This is a genomic window from Bacillus sp. RO2, assembly GCF_012911845.1.
In the GTDB taxonomy this organism is placed as follows: Bacteria; Bacillota; Bacilli; order Bacillales; family Bacillaceae_I; genus Sutcliffiella_A.
The window spans coordinates 45,160-60,452 of sequence record NZ_JAAXCU010000045.1 but is presented as its reverse complement, the minus strand read 5'-3'; the positions used below and the strand labels follow the sequence as shown (position 1 = coordinate 60,452).

Sequence of the window (15,293 nt, the reverse complement as noted above, 5' to 3'; positions counted from 1 at the left end):
GGCAATAAAGAAATAAAAGAAAGCCTAAATTAATGAGGTGCATACGACAATGAAAAAGAAAATCATGATTATACACACCGGAGGGACCATCTCGATGTCAGAGGACGAACGAACTGGCGCTGTATCGCCAGGAGAAAGAAATCCTTTGACTACGATACCTTTGATTGTTGATTCTAATATTGATATAGAAAGTCATGAACTATTCAATCTTCCTTCCCCACACATCACATCAAAACACATGCTTATGCTTTCAAAATTTATTGATCAACAAGTCATGGAGCAAGGTATCGAAGGTTTAGTAGTCACACACGGAACAGATACTTTAGAAGAGACCGCCTTTTTCCTTGATTTAACGGTTCAGACACGGGTCCCAATAGTTCTGACAGGAGCAATGCGTTCAAGCAATGAAATTGGTTCTGACGGGCCTTACAATCTCCTTTCTTCTGTAAAAGTCGCAGCAAGTGAAGAAGCTAAAAATAAAGGGGTACTTGTTGTGTTGAATGATGAAGTTCATACAGCTAAAAACGTTACAAAGACGCACACCTCTAATATTGCAACCTTTCAAAGTCCACAGTATGGTCCAATAGGAATTGTGACAAAGCGAGGAGCATTCTTCCACCACTCACCTGTTTCCGAAGACAAATACCAAGTGGATTCCGTTACGAAAAACGTCATGCTTTTGAAAGCATATGCAGGAATGGATTCAAGTATTTTTCATGCGTTAAAAGATATGAATGTGGACGGGGTGATCTTAGAAGCATTAGGACAAGGTAATATTCCTCCAATGGCTGTGGAAGGAATCAAGTCCTTACGGGAGGCAAACATTCCTGTTGTAATGGTATCACGTTGCTTCAACGGTATAGTCCAGGATATTTATGGCTATGAAGGTGGCGGCCGCAGGTTAAAAGAACTTGGGGTTATATTCTCTAATGGTCTTAACGGACAAAAAGCACGAATTAAACTTATGGTCGCATTAGAAAGCACGAATAACCCTGATAAACTGCAGGAGTTGTTTTTAAGGTAAGAGGTTTTTTTTGGTCTATTACCGTTTTATGAATTTAAAACGCGTTTCGGGCGTTGAGATGCACTCTCTCTTACCGTTTTCGGGATTTGACACGCGTTTTGGGCGAAGAGACGCCCTTTCTCTTACCGTTTTCTGAATTTGAAACGCGTTTCGGGCGTTGAGAAGGCCTCTCTCTTACCGTTTTTGGGATCTGACACGCGTTTTGGGCGAAGAGACGCCCTTTCTCTTACCGTTTTCTGAATAGGAGACCCGGTTCGGGCGTTGAGACACTCTATCTACTACCGTTTTCTGAATAGAAGACCCGTTTCGGGCGGTGAGACACTCTCTCTACTACCGTTTTTTGTATAGGAGACCCGTTTCGGGCGGTGAGAGGCACTCTCTACTTCCGTTTCACGAACACTGGTTTGATTTGGGGTTTAGATAGCCCCAAATCAAACCCACTAACAAAAATATCAAACCTACTAGCGCCTTTTAATCCTTTCCGCTATCATCCCGCCATGAAAACGTCCGTTTTCGATAAAGATCTCGTTGGCATTATTACCTGCTGCAATGACACCTGCAATGAAAATTCCAGAAACGTTTGTTTCCATTGTTTCTTCATTAAAAGTTGGACGTCCTGTCTCTTCATCAATCCCAACGCCCATCTTAGTTAAGAAAGAATGGTCTGGATGATAACCAATCATAGCAAACACGTGATCATTATATAACGTTTGCTCCTCACCAGCTTTATTAACAAATGAAATCTCTTTCTCTGTAATTCTAGTTACGTTTGACTCAAACTCCATGCGGATGGTCCCATTACGTACTAACGCGTCAAATTCAGGAAGAATCCAAGGTTTCACACTCTGCGAATACGTCTCTCCTCGGTAGATGACGGTTACATGTGCATCTGCTTTCACTAATTCCAATGCAGCATCGACACTCGAGTTCTTCCCTCCAATGACAGCGACATGTTTATCGAAATAAGGATGTCCCTCCTTAAAGTAATGCGACACTTTATTTAAGTCAGCTCCAGGCACATCTAGTTTATTGTGATTATCATAATAGCCTGTTGCTATGATGACATACTTTGTGGAATAGGATTGTTTCGATGTATGTACAATAAATGAACCGTCCTCCACTTTTTCCACATGCTCTACCAATTCAAAAGCATTCACTTCAATTTTTTTCCTTTTCACTACTTCCCGATAGTAAGTCAGTGCTTGTATTCTGACGGGTTTTCTATTTTCCGTAATAAATGGTACTTCTCCAATTTCCAGCTTCTCACTTGAACTGAAAAATGTTTGGTGTGTTGGGTAATTGTATATGGCATTAACAATGTTTCCTTTTTCTATGACAAGCGGGGATAGTCCTGCATCTTTAAGTGCAATGGCTGCTGCCAGTCCGCATGGACCACCGCCGACAATGATGGCATCTCTGTTTATCACCGTTGTTCAACTCCGTATTCTTAAATTCAGGGGATCTATTATAACTTTGTTGATCTCCGTTGCAGGCTCTTCGCTTTCCGCGGGCGGTCCGGGAGCCTCCTTCGCTTCGCCGAGGCCACTGAAAAACTATTTGAATTAAGGTTGCTGATTGGAAAACCGCTGTTGATTTCCGCAAACGGCTTCGCTTTCCTAGGGGCGGTGCTTGAGCCTCCTCGCTCCACTGCGGGGTCTCAAGCTACCGCTATCTCCCTCAGGAGTCTTCGCCTTTTGCTCCAATCTACAGCTAAGATTACTAGAACATAAAATTTCAGTTTTTCAGTGGCCTAGCTTCGCCTGCGGGTTCTCCCCTGTCCCTTCCTCCCGCAGGACAAGGAATACTTCGACAACGATACATCGCACGAAGAAATTGCGATAGCATTTTCGAGGAGTCTTCGAGCCTTCCACTCCGATCAACAAGGATTCTTCTTTTACTTACTCAATTGGAAAATCCCCCATCATTATATGATAGGGGATTGTGAATGCTTAAGCAAATATTAAATCCAGCCTCTAAAGCGGGATGCTTCGGCCATTTTACGAGCACCGACCATATAAGCAGATAATCGCATATCTACACGGCGGCTTTGTGAAGTTTCATACACATTATTGAATGATTTAACCATTACTTTTTCAAGCTTTTCTTCTACTTCTTCTTCCGTCCAGTAGTAGCCTTGATTATTTTGTACCCATTCGAAGTAGGAGACAGTCACACCGCCTGCACTTGCAAGTACATCTGGAACAAGCAGTATGCCACGGTCTGTTAGAATTTGCGTACCTTCAATCGTTGTAGGGCCATTGGCTGCTTCTACCACGATTTTAGCACGTATATTGTGTGCGTTCTCTTCCGTAATTTGGTTTTCAATGGCTGCCGGAACTAAAATATCACATTCAAGCTCAAGCAATTCCTTGTTCGTAATAGTGTTATTGAAAAGTTTTGTCACCGTTCCGAAACTGTCACGACGATCTAATAAATAGTCAATGTCCAGACCATTTGGATCATACAGCCCACCGTAAGCATCAGAAATACCTACAACCTTCGCTCCTGCGTCATGCATGAACTTGGAAAGATAACTACCTGCATTACCAAACCCTTGTACAACAACACGAGCACCTTCAATGTTAATTCCTTTTTTCTTCGCTGCTTCACGAATGCAGATGGTAACACCTTTTGCAGTAGCTGATTCACGACCGTGGGAACCACCTAACACTAAAGGTTTTCCTGTGATGAATCCAGGTGAGTTGAATTCATCTATTCTGCTATATTCATCCATCATCCAAGCCATAATCTGAGAATTCGTAAAAACGTCTGGAGCAGGAATATCTTTTGTCGGTCCTACAATCTGACTGATTGCACGAACGTAGCCACGGCTTAATCTTTCTAGTTCTCTAAATGACATCTCACGGGGATCACAGACAATCCCGCCTTTACCTCCACCATAAGGAAGGTCCACAATACCACATTTCAAACTCATCCAGATGGATAGTGCTTTAACTTCTTTTTCAGAGACATTTGGATGGAAACGGATTCCACCTTTAGTTGGACCAACTGCATCATTATGTTGTGCGCGATATCCAGTAAAGATCTTCACTGATCCGTCATCCATACGAACAGGGATTTTTACCGTAAGCATACGCATAGGTTCTTTTAATAATTCATAAACTTCTTCGGGATAGCCTAGCCTCTCTAACGCTTTATGTATAACAACTTGTGTCGATTTTAATACATCTAACTTATCTTCGTTAGTACTTTTTTTATCATTGCTTTTCTCGGCTACCATAAGTAAACCTCCTAGATTGTCTCACATAATAAGATTGAAAAAAGTCCATCTTCATGACATAGTATACACCTTACTTGAACTTATGCAAAGATAGAAAATAAACTTTTATTAAAAAAATGAAACCGATTACAAAACGTAAGAAATATCTGAAAATACTTACAGCCTACACTACAAATTTATATATGTAGAATAGGCTGTTTTCTAATTAAAATACGTATTAATTTGCTTTATAGCGGAATGTTTCATTATTAACTTTCCATACTCTTCAATTCGATGTATCGTCATGGTCGATGGTGTGCCGTATTCAGACAAAAGTGCGATTAAGGTGTCAATATCCCAATCAGTATCAACATCTTCATCCAGCAGAAGATAGAACATTTGCTCATGAGAATAAATGGTACCGCCATTTATGTTGAGGCCTCGCAGCCTTTTGGCTAAATCAATTAAGTGGTCGAACGATTGGAACACATAAAATAACTCTTGGCATTCATCTACTGTCACTTGCATCTCTATATAATCATCATTGAACTCTTCTTCTAATTCTTCATGTTCTGTTGATGTTACGATAACCACCATTCCCTGAGCTTGAAGAGCGTATACTTCTACATTCAATGATCCGCTCACTTCAAAACCCAGCTCCGCACTAGCTTCATCAATCATGTCTCGAAACAGCTGATGAACCTTTTGCGAATCTTTCCATAGATCCTCTTTTGTTAACCCGCGGTCTTCCAAGTCATCAAATGTGAGGAATATCTTTATCTTGTTGTAGTTTAAACGTTCCAGCCGCATGAAAGACTCCTCCCAACCTTTAACACCATTGAACTTCTTACATTTTATGATAAAAGGTGTAAGTTGGTTCGTGAGTAATTGTTATTGTTGGGGATGAAATCAGTTCATTCTTAATCTCAGCCAATTTTCCCATTCTTTCATTGAATTTCCAATTAAATGTTCATGGTATTGGCTTTTTTTATTTTCAGGCATTTTATCCACAGCTGTGCCACCCAAACCAATAATCAACTCCGGATATTGTTCTTTAAGTGACGTCACTAACTCTAATGTTTTTGGCAGATTTATGGAGAGTGTACATGATAGGAATAGAAACTTAGGTTGTACTTCTTTTAGAACAACATGTATATCATCATCGGCAATACTTGTACCTAAATATATTGTTTCAAACCCTTTTCTACGTACAAACAAAGTATAGATTAGTAAACCAAGCTCATGCCATTCTCCTGGTCCGCACACTGAGACGGTTTTAGGCAGGAACCCATTAACAGGTAATCCATGAAGAATCATTCCTATTCGAGAACGTAAAAATGCAGACGCAAAGTGTTCATGGGCGCTTGATATCTCATCATTCTCCCACATGTCACCAACCTTCACGAGCAGAGTCCCCAAAATATCTATCAAAACTTTTTCTACAGAATATAAGCTAAATATTTTATCCATTAATTCGTGCGCTTGACCTTCATTAAACTCTAAAAGAGCTTCTAGCAACTGGTTTAGCAAATCAGTAGATAAATCTTCTTTATCCGTATGATGTGGGGAATCTGATTCCAAAAGAGCCTGATTGTTTTTTTCAAATAGTGAAACAGCTTGACTGATGGTAAACCCTTTATTTACCCTCTGAATTAACCATTTGAGTATTTTAATATGCTCTTCTGTGTATAAGCGATGCCCAGATTCGTTCCTTACGGGTGCAATAATCTGATATCTTCTTTCCCATGCCCGTAATGTACCCGGTTGGATACCCAGCATTTTGGATGCTGCCTTAATATTATATTTACCTTCGTTATTTGCCATACAGATCCCTTTCTCTCTTTGCAAAATCATTACTTGCATTATATAGTACGAATGTTGTTGTGTAAACTTTGTATAGGTTTTGAATAGGCTGACACAGAAAAAAGCGGCACCTGAAAATCAGGTCTCCGCTCTAGTGGTAATGGTCAATATATGTGTTTCAGGTGGAGCCCCGAGTCTTAACGGCACCAAGGATGTCCCAAAGCCATTACTAATTAACTGTGTTGTATGAGGCAGATGAGTCAGTCCTCCTCTTTCATGGGGACCGAAACCAAAGATCCTAATTTGCCCTCCGTGAGTATGACCACTTAAAACCAGGCTGATTTTTTCCTCATCTGTAAACTTATCGACTATCTCAGGTTCATGACTGACCAAGATTTTAAAACTGTCTCTCTTTGTATCTTCTAGAGCGGTTCCAAGCTCGTCCCGTTCATGTACCATGTCGTCCACACCAACTAACTCAAGCATGTGTCCTTGTTCGCTCTCAAATAAATAGCTCGAGTTATCAAGTATTTTTACTCCGTGTTGAAGAAGAAGGGAGTCTAATTCGTGGTAATCAACCTCGTAGTCATTATTTCCCCATACGAAAAAAACAATGCCCAGTTTCTTTAGTTGTTTGATATTTTCAGAAACTTGCTTTAAAGGTACCTTCTTTTCCGTTAAATCTCCACCTATAATGACCAAGTCTATGTTTTTAATCCTATCAATGAATTCGGGATTAATTTTACGCTTATGAATGTCGGAGATAAAAAAGATTCTAATTTTACCAAAGCTTTGCGGAAAATCTGGAAAAGCTAGCGTTTGCTCCATAATATTTTCTTGTGTTGCTTGCTTATACATATAAAAAAGAAGTGATACTCCAAAAAGAGCTATCACTCCAAGTAGAATCCATAACATTTTGAAGTTCCCCTTTTGCACATAATTGTAAATCAACTATATCATACTCATGGGAAATTGTATTACACTCACTTTGTCTCATGATATAAATTAATATCAAACTCTTTTTTCATTAGATCAAATACGTGGTGTCTTTGCTTCCAATCAGCCGGTTTGGACCAATAGTCGTCACTGCGCTTTACCATTTCCTTTCTGAGGTCATGGTATTCCTTTTCTGCCTTATCTTTTTTATATAGTAGGTATTTTATCATCCCGATTTGATAGGCAATAAACATGACAATCCAAAAATGAATAGAACGATCAAAGAAATAGGAAATGCTTGCTGAAGAAGAAGAGAACTGTTTAAAAATAAAAAAATAAATGTATGTTAAAAAAAGGCCTAACGTCATGCAACAGGAAATTCTCCATCTCCACTCCCGCTTCTTAAATGTATCTTGTTTACGCTTTTTGTCTACTAATAGTTGTAGTGTTTGTTTTGTTGCTTCGTCTGTATGGTGATTTAGTGTTTTTATTACATGTTCCAATGTCATCCCCTCTTTCCAACCTGTCCTACTAGAAAACTATGCAGGACACACCCACTCTATGATTTACTAATGGAGAGATTTAGGGGATATAGAAAAAAACAAACCGAGCAGAAATACCACCCGGTCTTAAAAAGCGAAAATTTTTAGTTATTGGTTAATCACCGCTGTTCCTTTTCGCAAATAGCTACGCTTTCCAAGGGGCGACCTTGAGCCTCCTCGGCAAGCCTGCGGGGTCTCAACATTGTCGCTACTACCCCGTAGGATAAGGAAGGCTTCGACAGCGAATCATCGCACGAAGAAAATGCGTAGCATTTTCGAGGAGTCTCCGCCATTTGCTCCAATATACAGCTGAAAATCACGTAAACTTAACATTAATGCTTTGAGAGCTTTATCAATTAACCAAGTTAAATACCTTAACACAATCCCTATGCGAATGAAGACACCTTGTTGATTGGAGTGGAAGGCGCGCAGACGCCCGCGGGAGGAAGGGACAGGTGAGACCCCACAGGAGCAAGCCGAGGAGGCTCACGGACCACCCGCAGGCAAGCGAAGCGTCTGGAACGGAAATCAACGGTATTATGCTCTCTTTACTTCAAATTTGCTTTGGTGCTTCTTGTTATCTATTTATAGGAATGAGAAGCTTTTGACCGACATTAACTTGGTCGTTTACAAGGTTATTGTGGTCACTGATGATTCTTTCTCCATCTCTGCTGCTGAAGTATTTCATGGAAATACGATAAAGTGTTTCACTTTCTTGGACAATATGCTCTACATATGTCACATTAGATGGTTCTTCTTTCACTTCCTCTTCCGTTATATCTTCTTCTTCGGATTCCGGTTGTGAAACAGGAGATGAATCTGTTTGATTAGTAGAGCTTTGATTCTCTTTATTATCTGCAGTTTTTCCAGAGCCCTCTTCATCATTTCCTTGATTAGTACTTTCATTTGATTCTTTTTCTTGGGTAGACATTTTTTCAACATCTACTGGGTCTTTCTCTTCTTCCTTATCAGCTGGATCTACAGTACTTGCAGAAACATTCGTAGGAATGGAGATTTGCTCCACGTTTTTAACTGCTGGTGTAAACATTTTGTCTAAGAAATTAGTTTCCTGATTATTAAAATGAATGGCCATAATACTGATAGGAATCAACAAAAACAATACACCAATTAGCCTGACGAACGGAAAGTTCACTTTCCACTTTGTTTTCTTGCTTCGCTTTTGTGCGTGAAGTTCACTTCTAGATGGAAGTTTATTTGCTTCTTTTTGTACTTCTTCCCGTAAGCCGTCTGCTTGATCTAAACCTCTATTATTCTCCATCTCTCTCCACTCCCGTCTTCCACTTATTTTTATTTTTTAAATAGTCTGCTCTTATCTTGCAGGCGAGCAACATATCAATTAGAAAATGGGCCCAAATTGTAACCCATAAACTTCCAGTCACCTCATAGGTGTAACCCAGTATAAAGCTGATAATGACAACCGAGATGAACAATACCCATTTATGTAAATACCTGATATGAAGTACTGCAAACAAAATACTGGCAACCCAAATCCCAAAATGAGTTTGAATTACTCCCCTAAAAAGGAATTCCTCTGCAAAGGCTATAATGAATGCTAATAAGATAATGTGCGGGAATGACCTTGTCTGAAACATTTTCTCATTTATACCGCCGTCATCTAAAAGCCTCTTAGGTACCAACTTCATGAGTAAGAGATCAACACCTACCACAATAAGTGCGACTACTGTCCCAATGACAAAGATGTTTATGGGCTGCCATGCAAATATTTCTCTTACGGATTGGATACTGCTAAACAAAAAATAGGCTAGTACTAGTCCGATAACGAAAAAAGCAATCTGAGAAAGATAAAGATGATATAAAAGCTCTCTCGCATTCATATGTTTAATAATTTCTGCTTGTCTGTTTTTCAATTCTCATCTTCCTGCCAAAATATTTTCTTCAAAACCTTCTCCCAGCTTACAGGTTCATCAAAATTACTCGTTGATGTGATACTTAATTCCTTATTATAAATGTCCATATTCAATCCACAGTTATCACAACATTGTTCAATAGGAGTGGACATGTTTTCATCGAAATATAAAAGCAATTCTTTTCTCCTGCAAAGAGATGTTGTAGTCCATTTATTAAATTTCTCAAGCTTGGAGCGTTTCATGGAGGTTCGCTTTTCAATCCTGCTTTGTATCAGGTGTATACATTGTTCAAGGGAAGTGATATTCAGTTTTCCGTATCTTTCTAAGAACTCGTTTAGTTGAAAGAAGAGATACCTCCAATGGGACTCTTGCTCTAGATAATCTTCCATCCATACTTTCATTTGTTGCTTTGATAAAGATTCCATTTCACCATACTTTTTCACGAGGTTTTGAAGAGTAAATGACACCCACTGCGGGTCAGGTAATTCATTACCAATAATAAACTCTGGTAACATCGCATCTTCCTTACTTTTCAGCAAGAGCGCGATACTTTGGTTTCCCCCTCTTCCTGCACGACCAATTTCCTGTACATAAGACTCCATCTGAGTTGGCTGGTGGTAGTGAAGGACATATCGAACATTACTTTTATTGATGCCCATTCCAAAAGCACTGGTACAGCAGATAATATCTATCTGATCCATCAAGAACTGTTGTTGAATTAAAATCCGTTGTTCTTGTGTTAATCCAGCATGATAATAGGCGATCTTATTTGTTCCATTTTCTGTTAGATATGCATATAGCTCTTCCGTTTTTGTTCTGCTTGAAAAGTAGATAATACCAGGAGGTTGCAGGAGAGTCACCAATTCCAATAGTCTTTCCTTCTTTTCTTGATTATTGATGACCTCTTCCACTTTTAAAGCTATGTTTGGCCTGTCCAATGAATTGATATGAAAAGCAGGGTCTGACATGCATAAAAATGTTTGAATATCCTTAATGACGGCTTTAGTTGCTGTAGCTGTCAGAGCCAGAGTTGGTGGCTCCCCAAGCAATTTCTTAACCTTTCCCAATTTTAGATAATCTGTCCGAAAGTCATGACCCCATTGCGATACACAATGCGCTTCATCTACTACGAACAAATCAATTCGTACAGATTGAAGTTTCTTGATCCATTTATCTACCTGAAGCATTTCTGGTGAAATAAAAAGGTATTTATACGAGTTCAAGTCGATGGACAACAGCTTTTCCTTTTCAGAGAAAGTTAAAAAAGAATTTAATGCGACGACACTCTTTTCTCCACTTGACCTCAGTTGTTGTACCTGGTCTTCCATTAGGGATAATAAAGGGGAAACAACGACGACAGTGCCCCGAAGAGCGTAGCCTGGCAGTTGATAACATAGAGATTTACCCCCTCCTGTAGGAAGTAATGCAATGACATCTTTTTTGAAAAGGACATCCTGGATAATTTCTTTTTGCCCAGGTCTAAAAGAAGAAAAACTTGTTTTAACTTCCAGCAGGTTGTCTAGATTCATCGCTATCCCCCATCCTTGTCAGCACTAACCTTATTTGAAAATAGCTGATATCCTGGTTGTTTAACTTCTCTTTTATTCTTCGAAGTTGGTGTGTTTGCAAATCATCAATAACAGCTTTGACTGCTTGAACGTCGTCCTCTTTTACATAAGGAGTTATGGAAAAGTCATGAATCTGCATGGCAATCTCTACAATGTGATCTTCAATCGTACTTTCCTTCAATCTCCGAATATTGGCGATTTCCCTTAAAGTGAGCCCTTGATGAAGCAACTTCAAACTTTTTTGTGTCGTTTCCGTAAGAAGTGGTTTCTCCAGCAAATCACGACATATTTGGAAGAGATGTTTGTTTGTTGACACAGCATCTTTATCTTCTAAGCGTTGAATAATATAGTGCAAAGCAGATTGAAATTCTACATGGATCCATGCATTGTCTTTTTTTAAGGTTCTGGCTATTTGCTCATCTGTATTTCCTGCACGACGATAACCCGATAGTTTAAGTGCAAAAACAGTTGCCTGATCTGCCGGCAATTGAGTTAGCAAACCGTTCGTTTCTTTAAATAAATCGTTTAACAACCGTTTCTTCGAACTGCCTTTTTGACTAAGCAAATAATTTTTTACCCAACTCTGGACATAGTCGTCATATTGAATAGGGATAAAAGTACTTTCTTTCCCTGCCAGATTAGACAAAGTTTGAACGAGTAGTGAATATCTCTTCCAGAATGTCAAACTTTTGTCTTTGTATGCATATCCATTTAAATAGGGAGCTAAATCGAAAAGTTTTTCGTCATTTGACAACTGGATTTTCCCTTTGTGCGTAAGTTCAAAATGCTCGCTATGTACTTCACGTATCAGTTGTTCCGTCTGTAATATTTGTATTGATTGTTGAAGGAAATTTCTGTTTAAATCGGGAAAAATTCCATAAACATTCACCAATGCAAAGATGTTGGCATCCTGTATAGTTTGAGAAGATTTCTTACCTCTAAACAAATGGTATATCGCTGAAATGCTCCGTTCTCCTCTAAATGATTGAAGACATTTCAGGCACAAATATTCGAATGATTTCATCAAATTTCTACACCTTTCTTCCCCTACAGACATTTTATCAAAATTTTGTAAAGGATGACATGTTTATCACATCTTTTCGTCGGGTAATCTAACAATATGTTTCAAAACCCTTGTGTGATAAGCATTCTCATTGAGTTTTCTATTGAAAAGTTGGGAAAACAGTTTTACAATATATAATATGAGGAATTGGTTTCCAACTAAATATTGGAAATCATTTAATTGACTAGTTACTATTTGGGAGGTATATTTTCATGGCAAAATACACGATTGTTGACAAAGATACTTGTATCGCTTGTGGAGCGTGCGGTGCTGCAGCTCCAGACATCTATGATTACGATGATGAAGGTATTGCATTCGTAACACTTGATGACAACCAAGGAATTGTAGAAATTCCAGATGTACTTGAAGAAGATATGATGGACGCGTTTGAAGGCTGTCCAACTGATTCAATTAAAATTGCTGATGAGCCATTCGATGGCGACGCATTAAAATTTGAGTAGTAAATAGTAAGAAGCCCCAATCCTGATATGGAATTGGGGCTTCTTTTATTGAGTATTCATTTATACATTTTTCGTTTCTAACTGACGGTCAAGCCAAACTGCAAGCTTCTTATATAACAATAAGAACAAGAAAGTGACAATCAACCCTTTGATTATGTTAAATGGAAGGATCCCTTTCACAATTCCTTCAATCATCTGAGCTGAAGACCCGGATGGTACATTGAGGAAATAAGTGAATGCGGGTAGGAAGATATAGTAGTTAAGCACACTCATGATTAACGCCATGGAAACTGTACCTGCAACCAAACCTAACCCTAATCCTTTCGTTGTACGAATTTTATTAAAGATGAAATAAGTCGGCAATATAAACAAGATACCTGCTGTAAAATTAGCCAACTGACCAACAGGAACTCCTGTCATGCTTCCTTGCACAATGTAATGCAGGATATTTTTTATTGCTTCGACTGTGATGCCAGCAACAGGTCCAAAGATGATGGCTGCCAGTAATGCTGGAACGTCACTAAAGTCCACTGATAAAAATGGTGGCAACAAAGGCAGTGGAAAACTTAGCCACATAAGCAGGTACGAAATCCCACTTAACATCCCTACTGTTACCATTTTTTTGACGCGTTTTGATTGATTCATTTTTCTTCTCTCCTTTTCAAATGGAGATCCATCTCGTACGAAAAGAGAGAATTCAAAGATGTGTGTTTATTTCTTGATGCCAAACCACGCAAATAACCGTTTGTCAAATAAACAAACGGGAGTACGAAGGCATCAGGAAATAAGCATCGAAAATGAAGAATTTTCGACAACTTTGAACCTCCATCTTCTCCCATCCAGACTATACTGTCGGCTTTGGAATCGCACCAAATCCTGCCCCATTATCAGGCTCGCGGGCTTAGAGAATACCTCTCATCACCGCCGATCGGGAATTTCACCCTGCCCCGAAGATAGATCATATTATTAACTTACGAATTTATTATACTCAAAAAATAGTAAAAAGGGAAGGGAAATGAACTGTTATTCATTTTTTATAGGAATATTGAAACAATAAGCGCTTACATAGGTTCGACCTGTTGTAAAGTTATTGACAGTCCCTCTGATAGATGATAAATTATCAGAAATTTTATATATTTTTGGAGGGATTGCATTTATGTTTCATGTGCTCGTTGTAGATTCTATAAGTTCAGATGGACTGACTCCGCTCTTAGAAGCGGAAAACATTAAAGTATATCGGAAAGATCGTGAAGGAGACAACTACAATCCAGATGACATCGATGCGCTACTCGTACGAAGTGCTACCCAGGTGGATGATGCCCTTCTCTCTTCCCTTACCAATCTCAAAGTAGTCGCCAGAGCCGGAGTGGGCGTAGACAATATTGATATAACCGCTGCAACCAAAAGAGGCATAGTCGTTATAAATGCACCCGACGGGAATACAATTTCCACTGCAGAGCATACTTTTGCCATGATATCTTCATTAGTGCGCCATATTCCTCAAGCAAATATGAATGTGAAAGGCTCCCAATGGAGCAGAAAAAAGTTTATAGGTACAGAGCTATTCGGAAAGACCCTTGGAATTGTGGGATTTGGACGTATTGGCGGAGAAATTGCCAAGCGTGCAAAAGCTTTTCAAATGAAAGTAGTAGTTTACGATCCGTTTTTAACAGACACGCGGGCTGAGAAATTAAGTGTCACCTCCTTACCTCTAGAAGAGGTGATGAAGCAAGCAGATATCATTACAGTACATACACCTCTCACGAAAGAAACGAAAGGTTTATTTAATAAAGAAAATATTCCTCAATTAAAGAAAGGTGTTTATCTAGTTAACTGTGCCCGTGGTGGAATCATTGATGAAGAAGCATTGCTTCACCATTTAAACACAGGCCATGTTGCTGGTGCCGCTCTTGATGTTTTTGAAGTGGAACCTCCAACCAATTATGATTTGGTACAGCATGACCATGTAATTGTGACGCCGCATCTTGGGGCATCCACCAAAGAAGCACAATACAACGTAGCTTTCCAAGTTTCAAAAGATGTACTGGCCTATTTAAATGGCCAATCTGTCAACACAAGCATCAACTTGCCAACCATTCCAAAAGAAATTTACAAAAAGATTCAACCGTTTTATCAACTTGGAAAAACGTTGGGTTCTATCCTTTCACAATCAGCCAAAACACCAATTGAAGAAATTACTGCAACCTACGCCGGTGTAATAACGGAGTGGGAAACATCCATTTTGACTAAAAGTATTATAGCAGGGTTTTTGAGAAATCGTGTCGATACGACTGTCAACGAAGTGAATGCTGCTACCATTGCAAAAGAACGCGGCATCAGTTACGGAGAAAAACATCAAACAGATAGTTATGGATACTCCAATATCATTCAAGTCGAGGCACGGGGAAAAGATGTTAACTTAGTAGTAAGGGCGACTTTCATTGAAGGTTTTGGCGCAAGAATTGTTCATATGAATGGATTTGACATCGATTTTGCACCTAGTGGACATTTACTTTATGTGCAGCATAAGGATCGTCCTGGTGTAATCGGGCAACTCGGACTCATTTTCGGTAAACATGAAACGAATATTGCGACGATGCATGTGGGCCGGATGCTCCAAGGCGGTAAAGCCATAATGATGCTTTCTTTTGACCAGCCGCTTGAAAAAATGCTTGTAGATGAAATCCTTCTCATACCGGATATCTCCTCTGCGATTATATTAGAGTTATAGGCCGAAAAATTATCCCCTCACGTATGTAAGGGGATTACTTGTTGTCATAAAAGGAA

The 15,293-nt window shown here is 39.3% G+C and carries 14 protein-coding genes and 1 riboswitch; of the genes, 3 read left to right on the top strand and 11 right to left on the bottom strand.

Annotation, left to right across the window (positions count from 1 at the left end; genetic code table 11):
* The first annotated feature begins 49 nt into the window (after positions 1 to 49).
* A complete protein-coding gene (locus HF078_RS13255) occupies positions 50 to 1,024 on the top strand; it encodes an asparaginase (RefSeq protein ID WP_169291583.1) in 975 nt (324 codons plus the stop codon).
* A gap of 461 nt (positions 1,025 to 1,485) precedes the next feature.
* Here HF078_RS13255 and HF078_RS13250 read toward each other — a convergent pair whose 3' ends face one another.
* The 10 genes from HF078_RS13250 to HF078_RS13200 all read right to left on the bottom strand — a co-directional run bounded on the left by HF078_RS13250 (position 1,486) and on the right by HF078_RS13200 (position 12,006).
* Complete coding sequence (locus tag HF078_RS13250) at positions 1,486 to 2,451, bottom strand: YpdA family putative bacillithiol disulfide reductase (protein WP_169291582.1); 966 nt, start codon at positions 2,449 to 2,451, stop codon at positions 1,486 to 1,488.
* 533 nt (positions 2,452 to 2,984) lie between these two features.
* Positions 2,985 to 4,265 (bottom strand): Glu/Leu/Phe/Val family dehydrogenase, encoded by a 1,281-nt coding sequence (locus tag HF078_RS13245; protein WP_148988335.1) that lies wholly within the window; start codon positions 4,263 to 4,265, stop codon positions 2,985 to 2,987.
* 201 nt (positions 4,266 to 4,466) lie between these two features.
* Positions 4,467 to 5,054 (bottom strand): genetic competence negative regulator, encoded by a 588-nt coding sequence (locus HF078_RS13240; protein WP_169291581.1) that lies wholly within the window; start codon positions 5,052 to 5,054, stop codon positions 4,467 to 4,469.
* Positions 5,055 to 5,153: 99 nt separating this feature from the next.
* On the bottom strand, positions 5,154 to 6,068 hold the full coding sequence (locus HF078_RS13235; RefSeq protein ID WP_169291580.1) for a MerR family transcriptional regulator: 915 nt from the start codon (positions 6,066 to 6,068) through the stop codon (positions 5,154 to 5,156).
* 117 nt (positions 6,069 to 6,185) lie between these two features.
* Positions 6,186 to 6,962, bottom strand: coding sequence for a metallophosphoesterase (locus HF078_RS13230; RefSeq protein WP_169291579.1), 777 nt, complete (start codon positions 6,960 to 6,962; stop codon positions 6,186 to 6,188).
* Between the two features lie 68 nt (positions 6,963 to 7,030).
* Positions 7,031 to 7,486, bottom strand: a complete 456-nt coding sequence (locus HF078_RS13225) for a DUF2663 family protein (RefSeq protein WP_169291578.1) — start codon at positions 7,484 to 7,486, stop codon at positions 7,031 to 7,033.
* A gap of 616 nt (positions 7,487 to 8,102) precedes the next feature.
* Entirely contained in the window at positions 8,103 to 8,804 is a 702-nt protein-coding gene (locus tag HF078_RS20905) for a LysM peptidoglycan-binding domain-containing protein (RefSeq protein ID WP_240951751.1), read from the bottom strand.
* A complete protein-coding gene (locus tag HF078_RS13210; protein ID WP_169291575.1) occupies positions 8,794 to 9,414 on the bottom strand; it encodes a CPBP family intramembrane glutamic endopeptidase in 621 nt (206 codons plus the stop codon). The genes HF078_RS20905 and HF078_RS13210 overlap by 11 nt, the downstream gene beginning before the upstream one ends.
* A complete protein-coding gene (locus HF078_RS13205; RefSeq protein WP_169291574.1) occupies positions 9,411 to 10,943 on the bottom strand; it encodes a RecQ family ATP-dependent DNA helicase in 1,533 nt (510 codons plus the stop codon). Before HF078_RS13205 ends, HF078_RS13210 begins: the two co-directional genes overlap by 4 nt.
* The gene (locus HF078_RS13200) at positions 10,915 to 12,006 is read right to left on the bottom strand and encodes a YpbB family protein (RefSeq protein WP_169291573.1); all 1,092 of its coding nucleotides are present in this window, start codon (positions 12,004 to 12,006) and stop codon (positions 10,915 to 10,917) included. The genes HF078_RS13205 and HF078_RS13200 overlap by 29 nt, the downstream gene beginning before the upstream one ends.
* Before the next feature lie 251 nt (positions 12,007 to 12,257).
* Between HF078_RS13200 and HF078_RS13195 the strand changes: the two genes are divergently transcribed.
* Positions 12,258 to 12,506 (top strand): ferredoxin, encoded by a 249-nt coding sequence (locus HF078_RS13195; RefSeq protein WP_010194489.1) that lies wholly within the window; start codon positions 12,258 to 12,260, stop codon positions 12,504 to 12,506.
* Between the two features lie 60 nt (positions 12,507 to 12,566).
* Here the strand turns inward: HF078_RS13195 and HF078_RS13190 are convergent, their stop codons facing one another.
* The gene (locus HF078_RS13190) at positions 12,567 to 13,151 is read right to left on the bottom strand and encodes an ECF transporter S component (RefSeq protein ID WP_169291572.1); all 585 of its coding nucleotides are present in this window, start codon (positions 13,149 to 13,151) and stop codon (positions 12,567 to 12,569) included.
* A gap of 178 nt (positions 13,152 to 13,329) precedes the next feature.
* Positions 13,330 to 13,465, bottom strand: a riboswitch (FMN riboswitch).
* Between the two features lie 197 nt (positions 13,466 to 13,662).
* Between HF078_RS13190 and serA the strand changes: the two genes are divergently transcribed.
* On the top strand, positions 13,663 to 15,237 hold the full coding sequence (serA, locus tag HF078_RS13185) for a phosphoglycerate dehydrogenase (RefSeq protein ID WP_169291571.1): 1,575 nt from the start codon (positions 13,663 to 13,665) through the stop codon (positions 15,235 to 15,237).
* Positions 15,238 to 15,293: the final 56 nt, after the last annotated feature.

Coding starts and splice junctions, on each gene's coding strand:
- serA (WP_169291571.1), top strand. CDS start 13,663: ATGTTTCATGTGCTCGTTGTAGATTCTATAAGTTCAGATGGACTGACT.
- HF078_RS13200 (WP_169291573.1), bottom strand. CDS start 12,006: ATGAAATCATTCGAATATTTGTGCCTGAAATGTCTTCAATCATTTAGA.
- HF078_RS13230 (WP_169291579.1), bottom strand. CDS start 6,962: ATGTTATGGATTCTACTTGGAGTGATAGCTCTTTTTGGAGTATCACTT.
- HF078_RS13195 (WP_010194489.1), top strand. CDS start 12,258: ATGGCAAAATACACGATTGTTGACAAAGATACTTGTATCGCTTGTGGA.
- HF078_RS13245 (WP_148988335.1), bottom strand. CDS start 4,265: ATGGTAGCCGAGAAAAGCAATGATAAAAAAAGTACTAACGAAGATAAG.
- HF078_RS13205 (WP_169291574.1), bottom strand. CDS start 10,943: ATGAATCTAGACAACCTGCTGGAAGTTAAAACAAGTTTTTCTTCTTTT.
- HF078_RS20905 (WP_240951751.1), bottom strand. CDS start 8,804: ATGGAGAATAATAGAGGTTTAGATCAAGCAGACGGCTTACGGGAAGAA.
- HF078_RS13255 (WP_169291583.1), top strand. CDS start 50: ATGAAAAAGAAAATCATGATTATACACACCGGAGGGACCATCTCGATG.
- HF078_RS13235 (WP_169291580.1), bottom strand. CDS start 6,068: ATGGCAAATAACGAAGGTAAATATAATATTAAGGCAGCATCCAAAATG.
- HF078_RS13240 (WP_169291581.1), bottom strand. CDS start 5,054: ATGCGGCTGGAACGTTTAAACTACAACAAGATAAAGATATTCCTCACA.
- HF078_RS13190 (WP_169291572.1), bottom strand. CDS start 13,151: ATGAATCAATCAAAACGCGTCAAAAAAATGGTAACAGTAGGGATGTTA.